We start from the raw sequence: 22,796 nt of genomic DNA, 5'->3' as shown, positions 1-22,796 counted from the left end.
AGCCGGTTGCCACCTATCCTGCGGATAAGTTGTTCGGTGGGCTGTTCAAATTCATCAAGTCATGCTAAAACCTTCGAAGCGCTTTTCCTAGCTGCTTGAAAAAGAAGGGAAAAATATGACGAAGTCGGAGTTGATCGAACGAATTGTCACCCATCAAGGGCTGCTCTCATCCAAGGATGTCGAGCTGGCTATCAAGACCATGCTTGAGCAAATGTCCCAGTGCCTGGCGACCGGGGATCGGATTGAGATCCGTGGGTTTGGCAGTTTCTCTTTGCACTATCGTGCGCCCCGTGTAGGCCGTAATCCTAAAACCGGCCAGTCCGTCAGCCTGGACGGTAAGTTCGTTCCCCACTTCAAACCGGGCAAGGAATTGCGCGACCGGGTGAACGAAGAAGAGGAAGAAGGCGTCTGAGTGTTTTTGGGGTAGGAGAAGGTCATGCGCGGAGTTAAACGCGTTGTTGTGGTGCTGACGGTGCTGGTGGTTTCGCTAGTGGTGTTGGCGTTTGTGCTGGAGAATCAGCAGGGCGTGTCTCTCTCATTCCTAGGGATGGCGACTGGGCCGCTGCCGGTGTCGGTATTTGTGATCGTGGCGTTGATTCTCGGTATGCTGATAGGGCCGTTGTTAGGTGTGCTGGTGTGCACTAGGCGTCATGGGTCGGTCCCAGCAGGGCGCGCCTAAGGGACTCTCTCTCTTTAAACCGCGTGAGCGCACGTTTAGCAGCCGTTCGTCAGAAAACTGCCTTGATATGGCGCATCGGTTTTGCCTTTGTCCTGTAATGATGCGGTCATCCTCGAGTAGTTCCCATCCCCGGATTCATTGAGTCTAACTCGACAATTCGGAATTTCCTTTGCGCTTTCAGATTTTTCAGACATGGCCTCTGGCGGGTTGACGTGCCTGTTTGGGAAAAATCTGACGGCTCTGTCAAGACTTGTAATATGTCAGAGAGATGGCAAAATGAAATCTGTTCTCGATAACGGGCATTTTGTGTGCTCAAAATTTGGCAGAGACGCTGGGTTTTGGCGGTCATATAACTAAAATAAAAAACACATGAAATAGTCTGCATAACGAGCCCGCAGTTTCTCTTTGAAGGCAGGTTTTTGTTGTGAGTAGTAATTTTCGTACCCCCCCAACTCCCCCTGCGGATGAAATTGACCTATACGCCCTTTTCCTGTCTGTATGGCGGCAGAAGTTTATAGTCTGCACGGTAGCGTTGATCGTGACATTGCTTTCGGGTGTCTATGCCTTCACGATCACTCCTGAATATAAGGTATCTAGTATCCTGCGCCCTGCTGCCATTAATGAACTTGATGCTTTAAATCGATCAAAAATTTATGAACTTTCGCCAAAAGACGCTCTGACTAAAGTTGGTGCTGCTCTGGAATCTTATGACACCCGGCTCAGCTTCTTTCGTGCCAATCAAAACATATTTCAATCATTCGAAAAACCAGGGCGGACGTTGGAGCAAAGCTTTGAAGAGTTTAATCGAAATTCATTCGTAATTGTTTTTCCGGATTCAAATAAGAAAGATATTATAAGTTCTTATATAAAAGTTGAAATGAGTTACCCCGAGGGGGTTGATGGGGTGGCTATTCTCAATGGCTTTGTTAATTATGCTATATCAAGTGCGCGTGGTCAGGTAGCCGCAGATCTAGGTGTGATTGTAAGGAACCGTCTAGGCGAATTGGATGGAAGATTGGCTGCCGCACGATCCAGTTATGCCGGGAGAAAGGAGGCAGAAATTGCTTCGCTATCGGAGTCGGATTTCCTGAAAAAAGCTCAGCTTCAAGATGAGCTGAAGGCGCTTAGGGCTGAACTCAAGACCCGTCGGAATGATCGCATAGAACAGCTTGCTGAGGCGATTGGTATCGCCAAGTCTTTGAACATCCTAAGGCCTACGACACCTTCCTCTATGGAGGAGTCTCGGCGTAATACGGCATCGAGTGTCATGCGAACAGAAATTAATAGTCAGCAAACCCCGCTATACTTTATGGGGGTTGAGGCTCTGGAGGCAGAACGGCAAGTGCTGTTGCGACGCAAGTCCGATGACTTCAGCGAAGGGCGTGTTGCTCAGATTGCCAGAGAGCTTCAATTGCTTCAGTTCAATCGCCAAATTGAAATGCTAAACAGCCGTCAGAATGAAGATCTTTTTCTCGATGGTGTTGAGCCACTTAGAGCAGAAGCTGCGCGACTGCGGAATCTGAATGTCAACATGGACTTTTTGAAATTGGTGGTTTTAGATAAAGAGGCGTTGGAGCCTTTAGGTCCAGTTTCTCCAAATAAAACCATCATCGTTGCTTCAGGACTTCTTCTCGGAGTGATCCTTGGAGTAATCGCTGCTTTTATTTACACTCTAATTTCGAGGCGTCTTGTCGAAAAAGAATTACAAATTTTGCCTGGCGCAGCAGTTGCTGTTCCGCGGGCGTTCAGCCAAAACTACGAAAAGGTACAATGATGAGCTTGGTACAGGACTTCAAGGGTATTGTGGCTGGGATTGCCTCCTGATCGTTTTGGTCAAGAGCAGATCCAGTGGTCAGTGTTAGCGATTCCGAAAGTCAGCCAGTTTTACATTCATCTCCGGTTGGGCGAAGGGTGGGGCGTTCCCCCACCCTAAGTAGAGCTTGCAGCAGCTGTCGTTTGATGATCGGGACTCAAGCAAATGCTTTGTCCACGGCTTTGAATAGCCGAAGTCATCGTATGGACTAGGTGACTACCTTTAGCTAGTTAAGCGATGATGCCCTTCACAGAGGTCGATACAAACTGAGCGGAACCTCTCTGCTGGAAGGGCTGGCTCCCCAGCACCAAGAGCTGCGGTACTCGCCACGTGTCCTCAGCGACGCGACTACTGGTAAATCGACAGAGGGCAGCGGCAAGGAATTGTTTTGAGCCGACCCACTCATCGCTGCAAAAGAACATTGGTTTTTTGGCATGTGGGGTTTTTCGTGGTCTAATAATAAATATTTCCCTACGATCTGGCATCGTGCTGGCGAATTGACATGAAAGCTGCTTTGAGAGGGATCTAAATGAGTTTGGTAGACTTGGTCGACTTACAAGTTCTAGGCGATGAGCGTGGGCAGCTGGTAGTTTTAGAAGCGCAAAAAAATGTGCCGTTTGACATTAAACGCGTTTATTTTCTGATGGGAACACGCCCAGGAGTATCTCGCGGTTTTCACGCTCATCGAGAGTTACAGCAAGCAGCAATCTGTGTTTCGGGTCAGTGTCGTATGTTGATGAATAATGGCATAACCAGCGAGCAAGTTCTATTGAATAGCTCAAGTAAGGCAATATTTATCGATAAAATGATATGGCATGAAATGCATGATTTTTCATCAGATTGCGTTCTTTTAGTCCTGGCCAGTGATTATTATAATGAGCAGGACTATATTCGAGATTATTCAGAGTTTATAGGTCTTGTAAGTTATGCCGAAAATACATGAGCTTGCAGATGTAAAAAGTAGTGATATAGGCGTGGGTACACGTGTTTGGCAGTTTTGTGTTGTGCTTGAGGGCGCGAAGATTGGTAAAGGTTGCAACCTTTGCGCGCATACGCTAGTTGAAGGAGATGTAGTCATTGGTGATAACGTGACTCTGAAGTCTGGTGTCTTTTTGTGGGATGGCACTCGCATTGAAGATAATGTGTTTATCGGACCTAACGCAACTTTTACTAATGATTCGATGCCTCGTTCGAAAGTTTACCCGGAGAAATTTGTAGGTATTACGGTGAAGGTTGGTGCAAGCATCGGTGCTAATGCAACTATCTTGCCTGGCGTTACTATTGGGCGTTCCGCTATGGTCGGTGCAGGCGCCGTTGTGACGAAAGACGTGCCTGATTTCTCCGTGGTAGTCGGTAATCCAGCTAAAATAATTCGGTATCTAACGGTATGATCAAGTTTCTAGATCTGAAAACAATTAATCACGATATGCGGAGTGAGTTACTGGAGGCATGCGCCCGCGTAATTGACTCTGGCTGGTATATCGGTGGGGTTGAGTTGCAACGCTTTGAGCAAGAGTTCGCGGAATATTGCGGCGTTAAATTTTGTGTTGGAGTAGCTAACGGTTTAGACGCATTAAGCCTGACGTTACGGGCCTGGAAAGAACTGGGTCGCCTTAGGGATGGTGATGAAGTAATTGTTCCGGCAAACACTTACATAGCAAGTGTTCTCGCTATTACTGAAAACGGTCTCGTCCCAGTTTTGGTTGAACCAGACCCTGCGACATACAATTTAAATGTAAGCAATATTGAGAGCGCGATTACCCTGAGAACAAAGGTTTTGCTACCTGTACATCTTTATGGGTTACTTACGGATATGCCAGCTTTGCTTACGGTCGCAAAGAAACATGGGTTATTGGTGCTTGAGGATTCCGCGCAATCTCACGGGGCAACTCACCAGGGGAAGAAGGCGGGGGCTTGGGGGGATGCTTCAGGTTTTAGTTTTTACCCAGGAAAAAACTTAGGAGCCCTTGGAGATGCAGGGGCCATTACAACGAACGATGAAGAACTGGTTCAAGTGTTGCGTGCTCTTCGTAATTACGGATCTCATGAAAAATATCAGAATATATATCGAGGGGTAAATAGTCGTTTAGATGAACTACAGGCAGCGGTGCTGTCTGTGAAGCTAAAATATCTGGATGCGCAGACAGCACGGAGACGTGAGATTGTAGACGTATATTTACAAGGTATCAAAAACCCAAACCTAATTTTACCATTGCCAGTAGATAAATGCGTGCAGGAATTTGCAGAGCACGTCTGGCATTTATTCGTCATTCGAACCGCCCATCGCGATGAACTACAAAAACATCTTCAAGATAACGGAGTTCAAACACTCATTCATTACCCAGTACCGATTCATAAGCAAAAAGCATATACCCATATGTCAGGATTATCATTGCCCATTACAGAGTTGATCCATGATGAAGTTTTGAGCCTTCCACTTGGCCCTACTTTAACCTTGGAAGAGGCGTGGAAAGTTGTGTCGGCCTGTAACAGCTTTCGGGTCGGCAGCATCTAATGACATTAATACGCACAGGCTTGTTGAATAGCATTGCCGTTGCTATAAAAATGCTGACACTTTTGGGGGTCAACAAGGTTCTTGCTATCTATGTTGGCCCAGGTGGATATGCAGCGCTTGGGCAATTTCAGAACGCTATCCAAATGATCACGACATTTGCAAGTGGTGCAGTTAATACTGGCGTCACAAAATATACTGCGGAGTATGTCGGGGATCACATATCGCAGCGCAAAGTATGGGGGACCGCAGGGACAATAGCGCTAATAGGGTCTTTGCTGAGCGCGTTTATCATCATTTTTTGTAACAAAACACTGTCGAGTTGGTTTTTGAGCAGCGAGGGGTATGGCGGAGTATTCATATGCTTTGCGGTCTCGCTTGTGTTTTTTTCGTTTAACGCACTATTGTTGGCTGTCCTAAATGGGCGGAAAGAAATAGCAACCTATGTGCTCGCTAATATAGCTGGAAGTATTTTTTCACTTGTAATCACCGCATTCATGGCTATGAACTTTGGCCTATATGGAGCTTTGATTGCCCTTGCAGTTTATCAATCTTTTGCTTTCGTTGTTACGCTGGCGCTGTGCTATAGAGCTCCTTGGTTTAGAGTTTCATATTTCTTCTCCGGTATTGACGCTGCCGTTGCCCTAAACTTGAGTAAATATGCGTTGATGGCGTTTACGTCGGCGGCCTGTGTTCCCGTAAGCCATATACTGGTTCGTGATTACCTTGGCGAAACGTTTGGTTTGCAGGCGGCTGGTTATTGGGAGGCAATGTGGCGTTTAAGTGCTGCGTACTTAATGCTCGTGACAACCACATTGAGTGTGTATTACCTGCCCCGGTTGTCTGAGCTTAAAGGCGCAAATGAAATCAGGAGTGAAATAGTACAAGGGTATCGAGTCATTTTGCCAATTGCTATTGTTAGTGCATTGATTATTTACCTGATGAGAGACTTTATCATTGTTACATTGTTCACCGGGGATTTTTCACCTATGCGTGAACTGTTTGCCTGGCAAATGCTTGGCGATACCTTGAAGATAGGGGGGTGGGTTTTGGCTTATCTTATGTTGGGTAAAGCCATGATGAAACTATTTATTTGCTCGGAAGTGATTTTTGCAGCTGGTTTTGTAGCATTTACATGGGGCTTTACCAAGATATATGGATTTCAAGGGGTCGCAATAGCACATGCTGTGAACTACTTTCTTTATTGGCTGGTTATGGCTTTTTTTATATGGCGTAAATTAGTTGATCGACAGGGTTTTACGGAAAATAAAAATTAGCTACTAGTCTAGTTCAAACTATTTTAAAAAGCGTCGGAGTAAAGCGTTGTGGTGAAGACGACAGTATTGATTTTAACTCAGGGGCGTTTTGGTGGGACGGATTTTCTTCTTGCGCGCCTCAGTAGTTGGTTGAAATTAAACCATTGCTACGTTGATATCATCACGCCGGCTGAAAGGCCGGGTCTGAAGGAATACGATATTGTATTTCTTCCAACCTCCGAGGTCAGCCGGCTTTGGCTTTTTTCAGTATCATCTGTAAAGTTTAAGCATGTCTGCATATGGTGTATGGGGTATGCAGCATTTCGCGGCGCATACTTGTCCATTGCTGATGAGGAGTACTCCCAGCACATTACCTCCAACAACCTCAAAGCCAAAGTCATAAGGGCGCTGAAGGCAAGATCCCAGCGCGGGTTAGCTACGTTTCTTAATAGCAAATCTATAGCTTTTACTGACGAGGTTGGGGCGTTTGCTGATATTGGCGGCTTGAGTTTTGATCAGAAGTTAGAAGATTTGATTTGCCCGATTGTCATAGATAAAAGTCCTTCTGAATATTTTGAATATAGCGCTCCAACGAATATTCTTCGGCTAGGGTGGGTTGGTCGCGTTGATATGGATTTCAAATTCTATGCTTTGGAGCGAGTCATACTTGATATTCGTGCGCTTCAAGAAGAGATATTAAAGCGCTACGGAAAAATTGTTTTTTATATCGTCGGAAATGGTGATGCTATTGAGGCTTTGAAGGAGCTCGTTTCTACTGATTTAAGTATTGAATATCACCTTATTCCCTTCATTGATAAAGCAAAGCTCAGTGGATTTATTAGAGAAAATATCGACTTGATGTTTGCGATGGGAACGTCGTCATTAGAATCGGCCAAAAATAAAATTCCCACTATAGTAGTTCCTCCTAGAGCTCGCAGAGATGATTTACAGATGCCTTCATATAGGTGGGTTTCAGAGTCTAAAGGTTACTCTCTGGGAGAACTTAGTTACGCAGGAATCAGGCCGGTACAACCATCAAGTCAGATGAATATTTTACTCGATAAATTTATTAACAGCGCCAGTGAGCTTTCAGATGCTGCCTACGAATATTCGAAGTTTTTTGATGCTGAACTAGTATTTGAAAAACTAGATGTCGTGGCGAGAAAAAGTCTGCCCTCGTATATGTTATATGTAAAGTCTTTTGAGCTTTTTATGCTTAAAAAAATCAAGGCGGCCACCAAGATTATTTTGAGGCGGGCTTAATGATTATTGTCAAGCGGAATGAACTCGCATTTGGTTTTCTTTTGCTGTTCAATTTTGTACTGACTGTCTTGGTGGCTCTGTCGATAAGTGAGGAGACTGGTGGTGTCGAGGCTTTCCTATTTAATATATTTTTGGTTTCTACTACTGCTCTTTTGGTTTTTTTCTGTTTTCAGGGGGCTTACAAGAACCCTTTAAATATTACATCGCTGGTATCGATTTCGATATTTTTTTTCATGTGGGCACGTCCGTTTTTGACATTAATTTTTGATAAAGACATTGTTGAAGCGGGAATAGTGCTGGGCGAAAGCTCAGTTCGAAAATCTGTCGTTATCCTGGCGATGGGATGTATATTTATATTTTCAGGCCACTTCTTTAGCTCAAGGCTTACTTCAAGGCTATCCAGGGCATTGGTAGAATTTCCGGTGTTTACTTTGTCTCGCCTCGCAAGTGGTTTTATAATTTTTCTTGCGTCGTGCAGTGGTATGTACTTTTTGGGCAAGTCTTATGTTTTAGCTAGCAAGTATATGGTCGGCGATTATTTCGCAGCATTGGAAAATCCTGAGTTTCATGCGCACATATTAACATTTTTTATTGCGAAAAATATTTTGTTGTTGTGGGGTATTTTTGGAAAAAACTCTAATCGACTTTTAATTATTTCGTTCATATGGGTATTTTTTGCAGTAGGCTTTTTAATGATCGGCCTTCGCGGCTATTTTTTTGTCTATTTATTTTTGTTTGTTTTTGTATACGGGTTGGAGCGGCGGATCAATTACATATTTCTAGTGGCGTTAGGGCTGGGCTCATTGATTTTTGCAAATATATTGCTCGAGTATAGATTGGGTTTTGAGGTCGCTACTGGAGTGGTAGATAAGATATCTCAAACATTGCATGGGCAAGGTGCTTCTTTCGAGGTTTTATATGGCGCTGTTAATTTTGGTAACGCGGTGCGTGAATGTTTGAACTCGACGAATGAAGCTTTTGGTATCTGTGTTGATCAGGCTCGTCATATAAACTTTGTCAGTGGTGGTTTTTCTACAAGTTTCTTTGCTGAAGCCTACTATCAGGGATGGGTTTTTTATATATTTTGGTGTCTTCTTTTTGGATGTTTGGTGCGTACGTTAGATGGAGCGGTTGCTTTTTATAAAGACAATAGATCTGCCTGTGGGAACCATGGCGGCGTTATTTTTTTGATTCTCTCGGTCTTACCAAATCTCGTGTATTTTTCGCGCTCAAGCATGTATGAGTTTTTATTTAAGTTCTTGCAAGTTTCAATGGTGCTGATGGTCATGGCTATAGTAATGACTTATATAAAAAGATATCGTAGGGTTTTCAAATGAATATGCATGTTAGCGTTATGCTCCAAGGCGGATTGGGAAATCAACTGTTTCAGCTGGCGTGGGCCAGGTACATCGAGTCTGTGTCTAGTTCTAAGGTTGCGTGTAATAGTAAGAGACTGCTCAGTAAGGGGATTCATGGAGGTATCCGTCTGTCGGATCTGATTGATTTTGATCATGATCAGTCATCGGAAAGTTGTATTTTTTTTGAGGATAATATTTTTGCAAAGGTTATTCGACTCATAATTAGAAAGTTGAATATTAGACGATTAGGTGATCATATTTTTTATGATTACGATGCGGATACCAACTTTGATCAAGCCTGCCAGGCGATAAATTCGAAATTTCATTTTGGTTACTTTCAGTATGTCCAAAGCGCTCTTTATTTCAGGGATGAGCTGAAGTCGCTGATTCTTCAGAAAAATTCTGTATTGTTGGCAAAGGGCAGAGAGCTCTACTCCGGCAGCGTTGGTGTTCATGTTCGTCGAGGCGATTTTTTACTATCAACAGATCCTCGTCATAAAGTCATGGGCGAGGATTATTATTTAAAAGCAATCAAGAGTTTCAAAGGTCGTCGTTTCGTGATATTCACGGATGATAGGGAGTGGTGTAAAGAGGTCTTCAAGGGACAAGATTTTGAAATCTGTGGGCTTCTTGGAAATGAAGTGAAGCCTGCGATCGCGGATTTTTTGAGCTTGATTTGTTGTAAAGATTATATAGTAGGCACTAGCACGTTCGCTTGGTGGGCTGCATTTTTAAGTCTCAGCAGCAACCCGGTTGTTTACTTGCCTCGCGTGAATCTCCCATTCCAGAGCGAAATGAGTAATCAGCTGATTGGCTGGAGTTATATTTTGAGTGAGTAACGCCCGTAAGGTATGCTTTGCTGAGTGATTGCCAAGTCATGAGAGTCAGAACTCTGGCTTGAAAATCGCCGGTATACTCGCATAATGGGTAACTCGTAGTCTCTGCCTCAATTTTGTACGTTCAAAAAAATGTGCTGATGAGTGATAATGGGCATTTGCCCTATTGCTTCCCAACTCGCCATGCCGTTCGGGTTCGTATGTGGTGTCATTACGCCTTCTGGTAGGCAATCAAAGGACGATATCAATGTTTGTTCCAATTATTATGGCAGGTGGTTCGGGGACTCGCTTGTGGCCATTGTCTCGTCAGCTTCACCCAAAACAATTTCTTCCGCTGGTAGACACCCAATTTTCGATGCTGCAAGCCACAATTCATCGCTTGGAAGGTTTGACTCATGCCTCACCGCAGTTGATTTGCAATGAGGAGCATCGGTTTTTAGCTGCGGAGCAGTTACGCCAGCTTGGTCTTGAAGATATCAATATTCTGTTGGAACCAATGGGCCGTAATACGGCTCCCGCCATTGCCTTGGCGGCTCTTCAAGCGACCGCCGGAGGCGATGACCCTCTGTTGTTGGTGTTGGCTGCGGATCATCTGATTCAGGATACCGAAGCCTTCCAAGACGCAATACGTATTGCGGCGGAACTTGCAGGGGCGGGTAAACTCGTTTCCTTTGGTATCACGCCCACAAGGCCAGAAACAGGTTACGGTTATCTGCGGCAGGGTGCTTCAGTCGGAAAAGGAGGGTTTGAAGTTACACGCTTTGTTGAGAAGCCAGATACCGAGACTGCGCAGCTTTACCTTGCTGGCGGCGATTATTTCTGGAATAGCGGAATGTTCATGTTTAGGGCAAGTCGTTACTTGGAGGAGCTACAGACCTTTGAGCCCGAAATTGTCTCCTGTTGTCGCGAGGCGTTGGCCAAAGGGCAACAGGACATGCATTTCACTCGGGTCGACCGGGATGCATTTTTGCGGTGCCCTGATAACTCGATCGACTACGCTGTGATGGAGAAAACCCTTCAAGCTGTCATGGTGCCACTTGATGCCAATTGGAGTGATATTGGTTCGTGGACCGCGTTGTGGGAGGCGGGTAGCCGTTCCGAAGATGGAAACTTGCTAGAAGGTGATGTGATTTCGATAGATACGTCAAATAGTTACGTCTATTCAGAGAGTCGTCTGGTTTCTACGGTTGGCGTCAATGATCTGATTGTCGTTGAAACCAAGGACGCTGTACTTGTAGCTCACAAGGATCATGTTCAGGACGTAAAAAGAGTAGTTGAGAAACTAAAGGCAGATGCAAGGAGAGAGCATATATCACATCGTGAGGTTTACAGGCCTTGGGGTATGTACGATGCTATTGATAGTGGGCAGCGCTACCAAGTTAAAAGAATTACAGTGAAGCCAGGACATAAGCTGTCTGTACAAATGCACCACCATCGCGCTGAACATTGGATTGTCGTTAGTGGCACTGCAAAAGTTACTAACGGGGAAAAAACCTATCTTGTCACTGAAAACCAATCTACCTATATCCCAATAGGCGGGGTCCACGCGCTCGAAAATCCAGGTGTAATACCGCTAGAGCTTATTGAAGTGCAGTCAGGCTCTTACCTAGGTGAGGATGACATTATCCGATTTTCAGATAATTATGGGCGTAGCTGAAATGGTTGAGGTAGAGGATGCTCAGACGCCGTTTTTCAGTGTACTCATGTGTTGTAATCGTGATGATGGTTATCTTAATCAGGCCATTGAAAGTGTTCTAGCACAAAATTTCAGTTCGTTTGAGTTTATAATCGTTTTGAATCGTTGTACTGATGAGTTATATGATTCGGTAGCCGCAATAAAAGACCCGAGAATTGTGTTGTTTCGAACAGAAATAGGCCAGTTATCCTTCAATCTTAACTTTGGCGTCAACAGTGCGATTGGAACTTATATCGTCAGATTTGACAGTGATGACATTTGTCATGTTGATAGGCTTGCGGAATCTTACAAGATTATTCAAAAAGACTTGGATACGGACATCGTTGCTGGATCTTGTCGGGTCATTGATGCTTTGGGTAATGTGGTCGGTGTTCGAGTTCTAAGGGAGGAGGATTGGCGTTCTAAAATCACGTACTCGAACCCTTTTATCCATCCAGCAATGGTAATTAGGAGAGATCTGATCCTATCTGCAAGAGGATATCTGGGTGGTTTTCAGAGCGAGGACTATGATCTTTGGATCAGGTTGGCCAAGCGTGCAGATGTAAAGTGTGTATTTACATCGTTTCCAATGATTGATTACAGAATTTCAGATTTCCAATCAAAAGGAAGCCGTCAAGCCTATGCGGAGGTTGCTTCATATTTTTTTAGAGAATTCCTGATTGAGCCTGGTTTTAAAAAGCTCGTGAGTGTGTTTTTTTCCGTGTTTAAAGTTTTTTTTAAGTCAAAAAAATAGTTTTTGGTGTGAGGTGAAATTTTGAAAACGGTTTTGGTTACTGGAGGGGCAGGTTATATCGGTTCTCATGCACTTGTGGAATGTCTTCAGGCGGGCTATAGAGTGGTGGTCCTAGATGACCTCAGTAATAGCTCCAGCGAAGTACTGGTTCGAATTAAAAATATCACCGGTGTTAGTCCTGTATTTTTTAATGGAAGTGTTTGTGATGCTCAATTGCTCACAATAATATTTAACACCTATTTAATTGATTTTGTAATTCATTTTGCAGGCGTCAAAGCGGTCGGTGAAAGTGTTGAAAAGCCTTTAAAGTACTATAATAATAATGTGCTCGGGTCCATTGTTCTATTTCAGATTATGGCCAGAATGAGTGTTTATAAGTTGGTGTTCAGCTCTTCTGCTACAGTGTATGGTAATTCTCTTGAGATGCCGCTCCGCGAAGATTCACGTACTGCGTCCCCCACCAACCCGTATGGGCATTCCAAATTGATGGTTGAGCAAATTTTGTTTGATTTAGCTCATGCTGATTCCCGATGGTCTATTGCTGTTTTGCGTTACTTTAATCCCGTTGGTGCTCATACAAGTGGCCTGATAGGGGAGCATCCCAAGGGGGCCCCTAACAATTTGTTTCCTTACATTAGCCAGGTGGCTGTGGGGCTAAGGCCCTCTGTGAGTGTGTTTGGCAATGATTATCCTACTTCTGATGGCACTGGTATTAGGGACTACATCCATGTAGTGGACTTAGCCAAGGGGCACTTGGCTGCATTGAGCTATCTTGATTCACACAACGGTTGCTTTTTATGGAACTTGGGTACAGGGAGAGGTTATTCGGTTCTTGAAGTAATCAAGGCTTTTTCCACGGTTAGCCAAGTGAACATACCGTTTGAGTACCTCGGACGTAGGCCTGGTGATTTGTCTGCTTGTTGGTCTGATCCCTCTAAAGCAAAGAGGGACCTGGGTTGGGCCGCAACTCTGGATTTGAAGGCGATGGTTGAAGATTCCTGGCGTTGGCAATCCCGAAATCCTCATGGTTATGATGTGGAGGAAGAAGGGTGAGAATCTTATATGTGATTACCCGTTCCGACGTTATCGGAGGGGCGAGCGTTCATCTTCTTGATCTCGCCAGCGGAGTCCAAGAGGCAGGGCATGAAGTGATTATAGTTGTAGGCGGCGAGGGTGTCTTTATCGAGCGCGCTAAAGATCGGGGGCTTGCATGTGTTTCCGCGAATCATTTGGTCCGTCCCTTGAGCGTTATCAACGATTTTCGCTGCTATTTGGAACTAAAGCGCATCGTGTCGGCCTGGAAACCGGATTTGATTCACGCGCACTCATCGAAAGCCGGAATAATAGGGCGATTGGTTGCAAAAAAGTTGTCCGTTCCATGTTTATTCACCGCGCATGGTTGGGCTTTTACCGAAGGCGTATCAGCGTCTCGGCGGTTTTTATACCGCTGGATTGAACGCGCTGTCGCCAATCTTGCGAATAAAATTATTACTGTCTCTGATTATGATCGCTTGTTGGCGCTGAGGTCGGGCGTGGGAAGTGCGGATCTCATTGTCACCATTCATAATGGAATGCCTTCCGTAGAGGACAGTTCTGCTACAAAAGTCGCATCCGAAATAACTCGGCTTATAATGGTTGCAAGGTTCGATGCGCCCAAAGATCATGCTTTTCTGGTTCGTGCCCTGGCCTCATTGACTCGTAATGATTGGGCTATGGAGTTTGTCGGGGATGGGCCCACTATGTCAAAAGTAAAGCAGCTCGTTGCCGAACTCGACTTGGCAGATAAAATTTTCTTCCCGGGCGCTTGTTCTGATGTATCCGAACGGCTGTCCAGATCTGACGTCTTTTGCCTTATATCAAATTGGGAAGGACTACCGTTGACTGTACTGGAAGCTATGCGTTCTGGACTACCGGTCATCGCATCGGGGGTTGGCGGTGTTCCAGAGGCAGTAAAGCAGCAGGAGACAGGGATTTTGGTCGCTAAGCACGATCATGAGGGATTGGTATACGCGTTAGATGCGTTAATTGGCTCGCGGGAGTTGCGCTCAAAGATGGGAATTTTGGGTAAATCAAGGTTTTCTAGTGACTTCACTTTTGAGCTAATGTTGCAGCGAACAATTACCGTTTATTCAGAAGTGGTAAAGGTGTGATATGCGTGTTCTTGTAACGGGAGCTACCGGATTCGTCGGCCGTGCTTTGATTCATGCATGTACAGATTCTGATGACATTGATGTATTGGCGGCAGTGCGTCATCCTCAGGGGGCCACTGAGCGAAACGTTGACGTAGTAGTTGTTGGCGATATCTCCGGACAGGTTAATTGGGCACCTGCGCTTGAGGGGGTGGATGTGGTTGTCCATCTGGCTGGCCGTGCTCATGTCATGGGCGAGTTACCCGCAAACGCACTGGATAAGTTCAGAGCAGTCAATGTTGCAGGAACCAGCGCGATTGCTAGACAGGCACTTGAAGCGGGGGTGAAGCGCTTCATCCTTATTAGTTCAATTGGGGTCAATGGCGCGCGAACGATGAATACGCCTTTTGTCGAAAGTTCTATTCCCTTACCGCATGCAGACTATGCCGTTTCCAAGCTCGAGGCCGAGGAGGCATTACGTCAGGTTGCCGAAGGCTCGACAATGGAGTGGGTCATCGTTCGTCCGCCACTCGTCTACGGGGCTGAGGCTCCTGGGAACTTTGGGCGGCTGCTCAAATTGGTATCATCCGGTTTTCCTTTGCCTTTTGCTTGGGTGGAAAACTCCAGAAGCATGATAGCGTTAGAAAATTTGGTGCATTTTTTGCGTCAATGCATCACTCATCCATCCGCCGCTAATCAGCTATTTCTGGTTTCTGACGGTATTTTTCTGTCTACTCCGGAGATAATTGTCCACCTAGCCCTCGGGATGGGCGTGAAAACCCGTTTGCTACCCTGTCCGCCAGCCCTGATGCGATGGGGGGCGAGTTTGATAGGCAGACAGGGTATGTATACACAGTTATGTGAGTCTCTCACGATTGACTCGAGCAAAGCCAGATCGCTCCTTGAATGGACACCACCGCTGTCTCCCGAGCTTGCATTACAAAAATGTGGTCGCGAGTTCCTAACATTAAGATCATGATGCCAACTATTAATCCGTAGCCTCAAGGACGTGTCTTTTTTATGAGTATGTGGCTTTTATATCCTGCTATTGTCATTTTGTCCGCTTTGCTGACGGGGGGTATTCGTCGATACGCGATTAGTCGTAGCCTCATCGATGTGCCTAACGCGCGCAGTTCTCACTCGGTTCCTACGGCTAGAGGCGGCGGTGTTGCGATCGTCCTGATTTTTTTGCTGTTCTTACCATTCTTTGGTGTTACCGGGGAATCGGAATGGTCCTTGATTTGGTCGATAATCGGGGCTGGTACAGGCGTCGCTGTACTCGGTTTTCTTGACGATCATGGTCATATCGCTGCTCGGTGGCGCTTGCTCGGTCATTTTCTGTGCGCCGCCTGGGCATTGTGTTGGCTGGGGGGCCTCCCACCGATTGGGTACTGGGGAGGAGTTATTGATCTTCAGTGGTTCGGCGTAATTGTGGCTGCCTTCTATCTTGTATGGTTGTTGAATCTATATAACTTTATGGATGGTATAGACGGACTCGCGAGCGTTGAGGCTATCTGTACTTGTGTTGGGGTTTGCGTTATCTACTGGCTAACAGGCTTTCCCGGTTTAATTGGGCCACCCTTGCTCTTGGCAATGGCTGTCGCTGGATTCCTCATATGGAATTTCCCACCGGCGCGCATTTTTATGGGTGATGCGGGTAGTGGGTTTCTCGGTCTAATGATGGGGGTTCTCTCGCTTTATGCTGCTTGGAAAAGTCCGACTTTTCTTTGGGTATGGTTGGTTCTTTTAGGTGTTTTTATAGTCGATGCGACGTTCACTCTATGTTCTCGATTTTTGCAAGGGCGCCGGGTGTATGAGGCTCATCGAAGTCATGCTTATCAGCATGCGGCACGTAAACTTGGTAACCATCTTTCGGTGACAGGGGCTGTTGCTGCTATCAACACGCTTTGGTTGTTTCCGATAGCTATCTGCATTGCTGTTTTTGAACTAAATAGTCTTCTGGGCGTGATTATTGCTTATGTGCCTTTGGTCATCCTGGTCTATAAATGTCGTGCAGGTAAAGATGGTTAAGTTTTGTGGTCGAGATATATTACTTTAAAATAACCGTCATTAGGTCGGTTAAAATGCAATTAATGACCTGTGGCATTAGCGACAGGAGCTTCGTAAGGTGCTGTAAATTATGGACAAAATGAGAGCATTTTTGCTGAGTTTACCGCGTAGGCAAAAGCGCATCCTCCAAGTCGCTGCTGATATTTTGCTGGTTTGGTTCGCGCTATGGATGGCTTTTCTGGTGCGTTTGGGTTTGGACGAGCTGGTTAACCCGTTTACCACGCATTTTTGGTTGTTTCTGACCGCACCTATCGTGGCAATTCCGCTTTTTATACGCTTTGGAATGTACCGTGCAGTAATGCGCTATTTTGGCAATGATGCACTTATTGCGATTATTAAAGCTGTCAGTTTGTCGTCGTTAATTCTGGGGGTTGTTGTCTACTGGTATAGTAATCACCAAAATGTAGTTCCTCGTTCAATCATTTTTAACTATTGGTGGCTCAGTTTGATCCTGGTTGGTGGACTGCGACTGGCAATGCGTCAATACTTTCTTGGTGATTGGTTTGCTGCGGCACAACATGTACCCTTTACCAGCCGTGAGGATGGTTTGCCCAGGGTTGCTATATATGGTGCGGGCGCTGCGGGTAACCAATTAGTTGCAGCGTTGCGTATGGGACGTGTCATGCGTCCGGTTGCTTTCATTGACGACGACTCCAGTATTTCCGATCGAGTGATTTCTGGACTGCAGGTATATAAGCCAAAACATATTCAGCGCATGATTGATGTCACTGGCGCTCAAGAAATCTTGCTTGCAATTCCGTCTTCAAATCGCGCTCGCCGTCGAGAGATTCTGGGCTTTCTTGAAGGCTTTCCTTTGCATGTCCGCAGTGTTCCTGGATTTATGGATCTCGCGAGTGGGCGCGTAAAAGTAGATGACATTCAAGAGGTTGATATTGCGGATTTACTCGGACGAGATGCAGTGCCTGCTCAAAACGAGTTGTTGGAGCACTGTATAAAAGGGAAATCTGTTCTAGTCACTGGTGCAGGCGGTTCGATCGGCTCTGAACTCTGTCGGCAAATACTAAATTCAAATCCAACAACGTTATTGCTGTTCGAGCATAGCGAATTCAATCTTTATAGTATTTTATCAGAGTTAGAGTTGCGAATTGCTAGGGATTCTTTGCCCGTCAGGTTGCTTCCGATTTTGGGTTCAGTGCGTAATGAGAAAAAGCTAATCGACGTCATGAGGGCTTGGCGCGTTGATACAGTTTATCATGCTGCGGCGTACAAACATGTACCCATGGTTGAGCATAATATTGCAGAAGGCGTATTAAATAATGTAATGGGAACGCTTAACACCGCTCAAGCAGCGTTGCAGGTGGGAGTCGCGAACTTCGTCCTGATTTCTACTGACAAAGCTGTTCGACCAACTAATGTTATGGGCAGCACGAAACGATTAGCAGAGTTGACGCTGCAGGCTCTCAGTCAGGAGGTGGCTCCTGTTTTGTTCGGGGAAAAGTCTAATGTTTCGCGAGTTAACAAGACTCGCTTTACGATGGTTCGTTTTGGGAATGTTCTCGGTTCTTCAGGTTCGGTTATCCCATTATTTTATAAGCAAATTAAGTCGGGTGGCCCGCTCACTGTTACTCACCCTAAAATCACGCGCTATTTTATGACCATTCCTGAAGCAGCGCAGCTGGTGATTCAGGCTGGCTCCATGGGGCAAGGGGGCGACGTTTTTGTCTTGGATATGGGGGAACCGGTAAAAATTATCGAACTGGCGGAGAAAATGATTCACCTTTCTGGCTTGAGTGTTCGCTCAGAGAAAAACCCTCATGGAGATATTTCAGTTGAGTTTTCGGGTTTGCGGCCGGGTGAAAAACTCTACGAAGAACTGCTCATTGGTGACAATGTCGTCGCAACGCCACACCCGATGATTATGAGTGCCAACGAAGATTATCTATCCTGGGAGTCTCTCAAAATTAAACTCGCCGAGCTGCTTGTGGCAGTAGATAAAGACGATTACGCTCGTGTCCGCCAACTACTACGTGAAACAGTCAGTGGTTATAGTCCTGATGGGGAAATCGTTGATTGGATCTATCAGCAACGCCGCTTTGAGCCCTGAAGCTCGGAGAGTTGGATTCCAGATAGCCGGTGCGGAAAATCTTACAATTAGTTGCTGTTATTGCCATCATTGTAAGTTTTCCGCACTTTGTGCTTTTAAGCTTTGCAGCTGAATCAGGCTTTAATACTGTTAAGCAGTGGAAAAGCTTCCGAGATCGAATAATGATGATTGCCAACGAATAGGCCAAATTTATCGATATGCTCGGCGTTCTTCAGTTCTCCATGAACTTCGCAGTCGAAATACTTTACAACTTCATTTTTTGCGAAATTTCCAGCTACGATAGGGCGACACTCAAAACCGAGTTCGTTCAGTTTTTCAACAAGTGACTTGCGTGTCAACTTGCTTCCCGGGCGTATCACCAAGCTGAAACCAAACCAACTGGATTCGCCAATCTCTCGTTGAATGATGATTTCCGGGTGGTCTTTCATTGCTGCTTGTAGAAGAGCACCATTCTTACGTCGCTCCTGAATTAGAGTGGGCAGGCGTTTTACCTGCTCCACACCTAGTGCGCCCTCGAGTTCAAGCGGCCGAACATTGTAACCGGGTAAAACGAAGCGAAATGACTCTTCGAACGAATCATCACTCTTATCGCTGCATACTAAGTTTTGCTTAGGCAGGTTTCGAGTCCAGCCATGGGCTCGCAGGGAGAGCAGGATCTGATACAGCTCTTCGTCATCGGTTACGATCAGACCTCCCTCCATCGTCGAAATGTGGTGGCTGAAGAAGGAACTGAAGCTACCCATAATACCGAAGGTGCCAGCTTGTTTTCCGTTGTAAGATGCTCCCATCGACTCGCAGTTATCTTCAATCAGGACAATCTTCTGCTTACCGATGATCTCTTGAATGCGTGCGAAATCATTCGGATTGCCAAGAAGGTTTACGGCCATAATGGCGCGGGTCTTATCGGTGACAGCGAGTTTAAGCTGTTCAAGGTCGTAGTTTAAGGTTTGGAGATCAATGTCAACGAACTTAATCTTCAAGCCGTACTGGTAAAGCGGGTAGTAAGTGGTACTCCACGAAACGGCCGGTACAATGATTTCATCGCCGCGTTGCAGTTTTAAGTCGGCGTTTTTAGTGTAAAAAAGAGCGGCAATAATCAAGAGGTTTGCGGACGAGCCAGAATTAACCATTACACAATGTTTACTGCCTACAAACTGCGCAAAGTCTTGTTCAAATGCTTTTACATTTTCGCCCATTGTAAACATGCCGGTGGCTATAACGCGTTGCATTGCGTCGAGTTCTTCTTTTTCCCAAGAAGAAGCGGCTAGCGGAAAATTAATACTCATTGTTGATGCTCCATATAATAGCTGTAGGTCTTTTCAATACCCTCTTGCAGGGTATGGTGCGGCTTCCAACCCCACAGTGTCTGACGCTCGATATTCACGAGTTTGCGCGCCATCCCTACCGGCTTGGTAGTGTCATGTACGAATTGACCGCTGTATCCCATTACTGCAGCTACAGCGTGATAGTACTCATTGATTGAGTGATCCTGCCCAAGACCCACGTTCATGTTCAGGGGCAGGGAATCGAATTTCCGTAATGCCTGCATAATGGCGTCGCTCAAGTCTCCACTATACATGAACTCACGTCGGGCAGTCCCGTCACCCCATATTTCGACATTTGAATCATTGTTTATCTTCGCTGTGTGAATCTTATGTATAATCGCGGGTAGCAGGTGTGAGTGCGCAGGGTCGAACTTGTCAAAACGACCATAAATATTGCAAGGAATCAGAGTCTTGTATTGAAAGCTCGAGTCTTCGCGTGTGATGTAATCGCAAAGGCGTGCTGTAGTAACTTTTGCTAATGCATAGCCTTCATTAGTCGGTTCCAGTTCGCCCTTTAAAATCATTTCTTCGCTGAGAGGCTCGGAATGATTGCGCGGGTACATGCAGGAACTACCTAGGTTTATTAGGCGCTTTACGCCTGCTTGACGGCTAGCCCATACAATGTTTCTGCCCATATCAAGGTTGTCCAGCAGAAACCCCACAGGCTCTCTGATGTTCACTTGGATACCACCCACTTTTCCGGCCGCATGAATGATCAAGTCGGGCTTGGACTCAGATAGATACTTTTGAATTGCGTTGAAATCACGTAAGTCCAGTTCGCTACTACGCGGAGCAAGAACTTCAAAGTCTTCAATGCAGGGGTGCTCGAGGAGATTGCGCCCGACCATCCCGCCGCCGCCCGTCAACAATATTCGCATCTTATTCATCTGGTAGATTGCCAAATAGAGTTATTCGTTGTAGCTGAAGGTTGTGTATCCATGCTTTTTGATCAGCTCATCCCGTTCAGCACTTTTCAGATCCTCACGTACCATTTCCTTGACAAGCTCTTCAAACGTGATTTTCGGAGTCCATCCAAGTTTCTCTTTAGCTTTGGATGCATCCCCCAATAGAGTTTCAACTTCGGTTGGGCGGAAGTAGCGGGGATCCACTTCTACAATGCATTTACCGACTTCGTTGTAGCCTTTTTCATCCTCACCTTCACCTTTCCAAGTGATGGTGATACCTAGTTCTTTGGCTGCAGCGTTTACAAAGTCTCGTACGCTGTATTGCACACCGGTTGCGATTACGAAATCTTCAGGTTTTTCCTGTTGAAGCATCAGCCACTGCATCTCGACATAGTCTTTGGCGTGTCCCCAGTCTCGAAGTGAGTCCATATTGCCCAGATAGAGGCACTCTTGCAGGCCAAGCTTGATGCGGGAGAGTGCGCGGGTGATTTTGCGAGTAACAAAAGTCTCACCGCGAATCGGGCTTTCGTGGTTAAAGAGAATACCGTTGCAAGCGTAGATTCCATAGGCTTCACGGTAATTGACGGTAATCCAGTACGCATAGAGCTTGGCGACCGCGTAAGGGCTACGCGGATAAAACGGGGTGGTTTCTTTCTGGGGAGTTTCTTGAACCAGGCCATAAAGTTCTGAGGTGGAGGCTTGATAGAAGCGAGTTTTTTTCTCGAGGCCAAGAATTCGAATGGCTTCCAGAATTCTCAGGGAGCCGAGTGCGTCAGAGTTTGCGGTGTATTCTGGTTCTTCAAACGAAACGGCAACATGGCTTTGTGCTGCAAGGTTGTAAATTTCATCTGGTTGAACTTTTTGAATGATACGAGTCAAGCTGGATGAGTCAGTCATGTCTCCATGATGGAGGAAAAAAGGGTGACCTTTGTCGTGTACGTCGTGGAACAGGTGATCAATTCGGGCAGTATTAAATAACGAACTGCGTCGCTTTATCCCGTGTACCTCATAACCTTTGCTCAGCAAAAGTTCAGCAAGGTAAGCACCATCTTGTCCTGTGATGCCAGTAATAAGTGCTTTTTTAGTCATGTTCTCTTCCATAATTGTATTTTGGATTTAGTGGCTGGATTTGTCTGAGCTTACTCGATGGTTTCTAGTTCAGACGGTCCGTTTTTTAAACTCGAAGATCTTACAGAGGGCGTACGTAAGTCTATATTTGGTCGATGTAAATTTACTTCGTAATAGTCCCTCCATTACGCGGCGTTTCATCCCATTTCTAATCTAAGATTGTGCGCAGTCATAATCATTGATCTGCTTGGCTAAAAGCTTGGAGAGCTGATATTCGCATGACCTAATTAGCCTCCGGGAAAATAAAAGACTGAGAGTATGTTCAAATCAAGATGTTTACCTGAATTGTCATTAAATGTACGGCCTTGCAAAAGGGACCCTCTATTTTCATACCGCATAGCAAAACCTTATGCATTAGGCTGTTGATAGTGGTCTCGCGAGCTTTCGCGGCGCACCGCTTCGCTGCAGTCAAAGTCAACATAGTACTTTACACCTGACTTCGCGCTTCTGACCAATTTTACCTGATGCGAGGACTGGGAGGTTATTTTTTCAAGTGTTGTAGATGTGCTCATGGTCTCAATGAGCATTGGCGCACGGGCATGCATTTTTCTTGCTCATTAGTCATCTGTTTTTAGCTTCCACATACTCTGTAACTGCGTTATTTTTGACAGCTTTCCTCCATCGCCTACCCTAGAAAAGCAGCTTCGGAAAAGCTGCTCTCTCAACTATGTCATGGAGCGTCACCGATGCAAATCACTTACATCTCGTCCCTTATATTTGCCTTTCTCACAAGCCTCTCCGTCGCCAGCGCAGCAGCACCTGCCAGTAGACCCGAGGCGCAAACGCCGATCTCTGCACAGATGAACAAGGTAGATCAGGCCGCCAAGGTCAACCTCAACGCTGCCGACGCCGAAACCCTGCGCCGCGACCTCTTCGGTATTGGCGTCTCCAAAGCCAAAGCAATCGTTGCCTATCGTGAAAGCAATGGTCCATTCACTGCGGTGGATGAGTTGCTGGAAGTTAAGGGGATCGGCAAGGCTCTGCTGGAAAAGAATCGCGATAGGCTTGTCATCAACTAATCCAATGAG

Annotated in this window: 21 protein-coding genes; 18 read left to right on the top strand and 3 right to left on the bottom strand. The window is 45.8% G+C overall.

What is annotated here, in order from left to right; all coding sequences use genetic code 11:
* Positions 1 to 115: 115 nt before the first annotated feature.
* From ihfB to BM110_RS00120, 17 genes are all read left to right on the top strand, one after another.
* On the top strand, positions 116 to 412 hold the full coding sequence (gene ihfB / locus BM110_RS00200) for an integration host factor subunit beta (RefSeq protein ID WP_003189779.1): 297 nt from the start codon (positions 116 to 118) through the stop codon (positions 410 to 412).
* Between the two features lie 24 nt (positions 413 to 436).
* The gene (locus BM110_RS00195; RefSeq protein ID WP_093511860.1) at positions 437 to 679 is read left to right on the top strand and encodes a lipopolysaccharide assembly protein LapA domain-containing protein; all 243 of its coding nucleotides are present in this window, start codon (positions 437 to 439) and stop codon (positions 677 to 679) included.
* Positions 680 to 1,103: 424 nt separating this feature from the next.
* Entirely contained in the window at positions 1,104 to 2,453 is a 1,350-nt protein-coding gene (locus BM110_RS00190) for a Wzz/FepE/Etk N-terminal domain-containing protein (RefSeq protein WP_093511858.1), read from the top strand.
* A gap of 568 nt (positions 2,454 to 3,021) precedes the next feature.
* Positions 3,022 to 3,435 carry a sugar 3,4-ketoisomerase gene (locus tag BM110_RS00185; protein WP_092247557.1) on the top strand — a complete coding sequence of 138 codons (414 nt, stop codon included), beginning with the start codon at positions 3,022 to 3,024 and terminating at the stop codon, positions 3,433 to 3,435.
* A complete protein-coding gene (locus tag BM110_RS00180) occupies positions 3,419 to 3,883 on the top strand; it encodes an acyltransferase (protein WP_092247560.1) in 465 nt (154 codons plus the stop codon). The genes BM110_RS00185 and BM110_RS00180 overlap by 17 nt, the downstream gene beginning before the upstream one ends.
* Positions 3,880 to 5,007 carry a DegT/DnrJ/EryC1/StrS family aminotransferase gene (locus BM110_RS00175; protein ID WP_092247563.1) on the top strand — a complete coding sequence of 376 codons (1,128 nt, stop codon included), beginning with the start codon at positions 3,880 to 3,882 and terminating at the stop codon, positions 5,005 to 5,007. Before BM110_RS00180 ends, BM110_RS00175 begins: the two co-directional genes overlap by 4 nt.
* Positions 5,007 to 6,281, top strand: a complete 1,275-nt coding sequence (locus tag BM110_RS00170) for an O-antigen translocase (RefSeq protein ID WP_092247566.1) — start codon at positions 5,007 to 5,009, stop codon at positions 6,279 to 6,281. The genes BM110_RS00175 and BM110_RS00170 overlap by 1 nt, the downstream gene beginning before the upstream one ends.
* Positions 6,282 to 6,332: 51 nt before the next feature.
* The gene (locus BM110_RS00165; protein WP_139220303.1) at positions 6,333 to 7,523 is read left to right on the top strand and encodes a hypothetical protein; all 1,191 of its coding nucleotides are present in this window, start codon (positions 6,333 to 6,335) and stop codon (positions 7,521 to 7,523) included.
* Entirely contained in the window at positions 7,523 to 8,860 is a 1,338-nt protein-coding gene (locus tag BM110_RS00160; protein WP_093511854.1) for a hypothetical protein, read from the top strand. Before BM110_RS00165 ends, BM110_RS00160 begins: the two co-directional genes overlap by 1 nt.
* Positions 8,857 to 9,720 carry an alpha-1,2-fucosyltransferase gene (locus BM110_RS00155; protein ID WP_093511852.1) on the top strand — a complete coding sequence of 288 codons (864 nt, stop codon included), beginning with the start codon at positions 8,857 to 8,859 and terminating at the stop codon, positions 9,718 to 9,720. Before BM110_RS00160 ends, BM110_RS00155 begins: the two co-directional genes overlap by 4 nt.
* Before the next feature lie 244 nt (positions 9,721 to 9,964).
* Positions 9,965 to 11,374, top strand: a complete 1,410-nt coding sequence (locus BM110_RS00150; protein ID WP_092247578.1) for a mannose-1-phosphate guanylyltransferase/mannose-6-phosphate isomerase — start codon at positions 9,965 to 9,967, stop codon at positions 11,372 to 11,374.
* Positions 11,361 to 12,146: a glycosyltransferase gene (locus BM110_RS00145; protein WP_175507928.1), complete on the top strand. Its 786-nt coding sequence runs from the start codon at positions 11,361 to 11,363 to the stop codon at positions 12,144 to 12,146. The genes BM110_RS00150 and BM110_RS00145 overlap by 14 nt, the downstream gene beginning before the upstream one ends.
* A gap of 18 nt (positions 12,147 to 12,164) precedes the next feature.
* Complete coding sequence (galE, locus tag BM110_RS00140; protein WP_092247583.1) at positions 12,165 to 13,199, top strand: UDP-glucose 4-epimerase GalE; 1,035 nt, start codon at positions 12,165 to 12,167, stop codon at positions 13,197 to 13,199.
* 11 nt (positions 13,200 to 13,210) lie between these two features.
* Entirely contained in the window at positions 13,211 to 14,296 is a 1,086-nt protein-coding gene (locus tag BM110_RS00135; protein WP_256575323.1) for a glycosyltransferase family 4 protein, read from the top strand.
* A 1-nt stretch (position 14,297) separates the two neighbouring features.
* A complete protein-coding gene (locus BM110_RS00130; RefSeq protein WP_092247589.1) occupies positions 14,298 to 15,254 on the top strand; it encodes an NAD-dependent epimerase/dehydratase family protein in 957 nt (318 codons plus the stop codon).
* 41 nt (positions 15,255 to 15,295) lie between these two features.
* On the top strand, positions 15,296 to 16,306 hold the full coding sequence (locus BM110_RS00125; RefSeq protein WP_092247592.1) for an MraY family glycosyltransferase: 1,011 nt from the start codon (positions 15,296 to 15,298) through the stop codon (positions 16,304 to 16,306).
* Between the two features lie 109 nt (positions 16,307 to 16,415).
* Positions 16,416 to 18,410 carry a polysaccharide biosynthesis protein gene (locus BM110_RS00120; RefSeq protein ID WP_092247595.1) on the top strand — a complete coding sequence of 665 codons (1,995 nt, stop codon included), beginning with the start codon at positions 16,416 to 16,418 and terminating at the stop codon, positions 18,408 to 18,410.
* A 113-nt stretch (positions 18,411 to 18,523) separates the two neighbouring features.
* On the opposite strand, the gene BM110_RS00115 is transcribed toward BM110_RS00120, so the two are convergent.
* From BM110_RS00115 to gmd, 3 genes are read right to left on the bottom strand one after another with little or no spacing between them, the layout of a single operon-like run.
* Positions 18,524 to 19,696, bottom strand: coding sequence for a DegT/DnrJ/EryC1/StrS family aminotransferase (locus tag BM110_RS00115; RefSeq protein WP_092247598.1), 1,173 nt, complete (start codon positions 19,694 to 19,696; stop codon positions 18,524 to 18,526).
* Positions 19,693 to 20,637, bottom strand: a complete 945-nt coding sequence (locus BM110_RS00110; protein ID WP_218189507.1) for a GDP-L-fucose synthase family protein — start codon at positions 20,635 to 20,637, stop codon at positions 19,693 to 19,695. Before BM110_RS00110 ends, BM110_RS00115 begins: the two co-directional genes overlap by 4 nt.
* A 6-nt stretch (positions 20,638 to 20,643) precedes the next feature.
* Positions 20,644 to 21,729 (bottom strand): GDP-mannose 4,6-dehydratase, encoded by a 1,086-nt coding sequence (gene gmd, locus BM110_RS00105; RefSeq protein ID WP_093126539.1) that lies wholly within the window; start codon positions 21,727 to 21,729, stop codon positions 20,644 to 20,646.
* Positions 21,730 to 22,454: 725 nt separating this feature from the next.
* On the opposite strand from gmd, the gene BM110_RS00100 reads away from it, so the two are divergent.
* The gene (locus tag BM110_RS00100; RefSeq protein WP_092247604.1) at positions 22,455 to 22,787 is read left to right on the top strand and encodes a ComEA family DNA-binding protein; all 333 of its coding nucleotides are present in this window, start codon (positions 22,455 to 22,457) and stop codon (positions 22,785 to 22,787) included.
* Positions 22,788 to 22,796: the final 9 nt, after the last annotated feature.

This window comes from Pseudomonas sp. NFPP28, assembly GCF_900115535.1.
GTDB classification, from domain to species: Bacteria; Pseudomonadota; Gammaproteobacteria; order Pseudomonadales; family Pseudomonadaceae; genus Aquipseudomonas; species Aquipseudomonas extremorientalis.
The sequence above is the reverse complement of the archived record's forward strand: the minus strand, read 5'-3'. Positions and strand labels throughout refer to the sequence as shown.

Coding starts and splice junctions, on each gene's coding strand:
- ihfB (WP_003189779.1), top strand. CDS start 116: ATGACGAAGTCGGAGTTGATCGAACGAATTGTCACCCATCAAGGGCTG.
- BM110_RS00195 (WP_093511860.1), top strand. CDS start 437: ATGCGCGGAGTTAAACGCGTTGTTGTGGTGCTGACGGTGCTGGTGGTT.
- BM110_RS00185 (WP_092247557.1), top strand. CDS start 3,022: ATGAGTTTGGTAGACTTGGTCGACTTACAAGTTCTAGGCGATGAGCGT.
- BM110_RS00180 (WP_092247560.1), top strand. CDS start 3,419: ATGCCGAAAATACATGAGCTTGCAGATGTAAAAAGTAGTGATATAGGC.
- BM110_RS00175 (WP_092247563.1), top strand. CDS start 3,880: ATGATCAAGTTTCTAGATCTGAAAACAATTAATCACGATATGCGGAGT.
- BM110_RS00170 (WP_092247566.1), top strand. CDS start 5,007: ATGACATTAATACGCACAGGCTTGTTGAATAGCATTGCCGTTGCTATA.
- BM110_RS00160 (WP_093511854.1), top strand. CDS start 7,523: ATGATTATTGTCAAGCGGAATGAACTCGCATTTGGTTTTCTTTTGCTG.
- BM110_RS00155 (WP_093511852.1), top strand. CDS start 8,857: ATGAATATGCATGTTAGCGTTATGCTCCAAGGCGGATTGGGAAATCAA.
- BM110_RS00150 (WP_092247578.1), top strand. CDS start 9,965: ATGTTTGTTCCAATTATTATGGCAGGTGGTTCGGGGACTCGCTTGTGG.
- BM110_RS00145 (WP_175507928.1), top strand. CDS start 11,361: ATGGGCGTAGCTGAAATGGTTGAGGTAGAGGATGCTCAGACGCCGTTT.
- BM110_RS00130 (WP_092247589.1), top strand. CDS start 14,298: ATGCGTGTTCTTGTAACGGGAGCTACCGGATTCGTCGGCCGTGCTTTG.
- BM110_RS00125 (WP_092247592.1), top strand. CDS start 15,296: ATGAGTATGTGGCTTTTATATCCTGCTATTGTCATTTTGTCCGCTTTG.
- BM110_RS00120 (WP_092247595.1), top strand. CDS start 16,416: ATGGACAAAATGAGAGCATTTTTGCTGAGTTTACCGCGTAGGCAAAAG.
- BM110_RS00115 (WP_092247598.1), bottom strand. CDS start 19,696: ATGAGTATTAATTTTCCGCTAGCCGCTTCTTCTTGGGAAAAAGAAGAA.
- gmd (WP_093126539.1), bottom strand. CDS start 21,729: ATGACTAAAAAAGCACTTATTACTGGCATCACAGGACAAGATGGTGCT.
- BM110_RS00100 (WP_092247604.1), top strand. CDS start 22,455: ATGCAAATCACTTACATCTCGTCCCTTATATTTGCCTTTCTCACAAGC.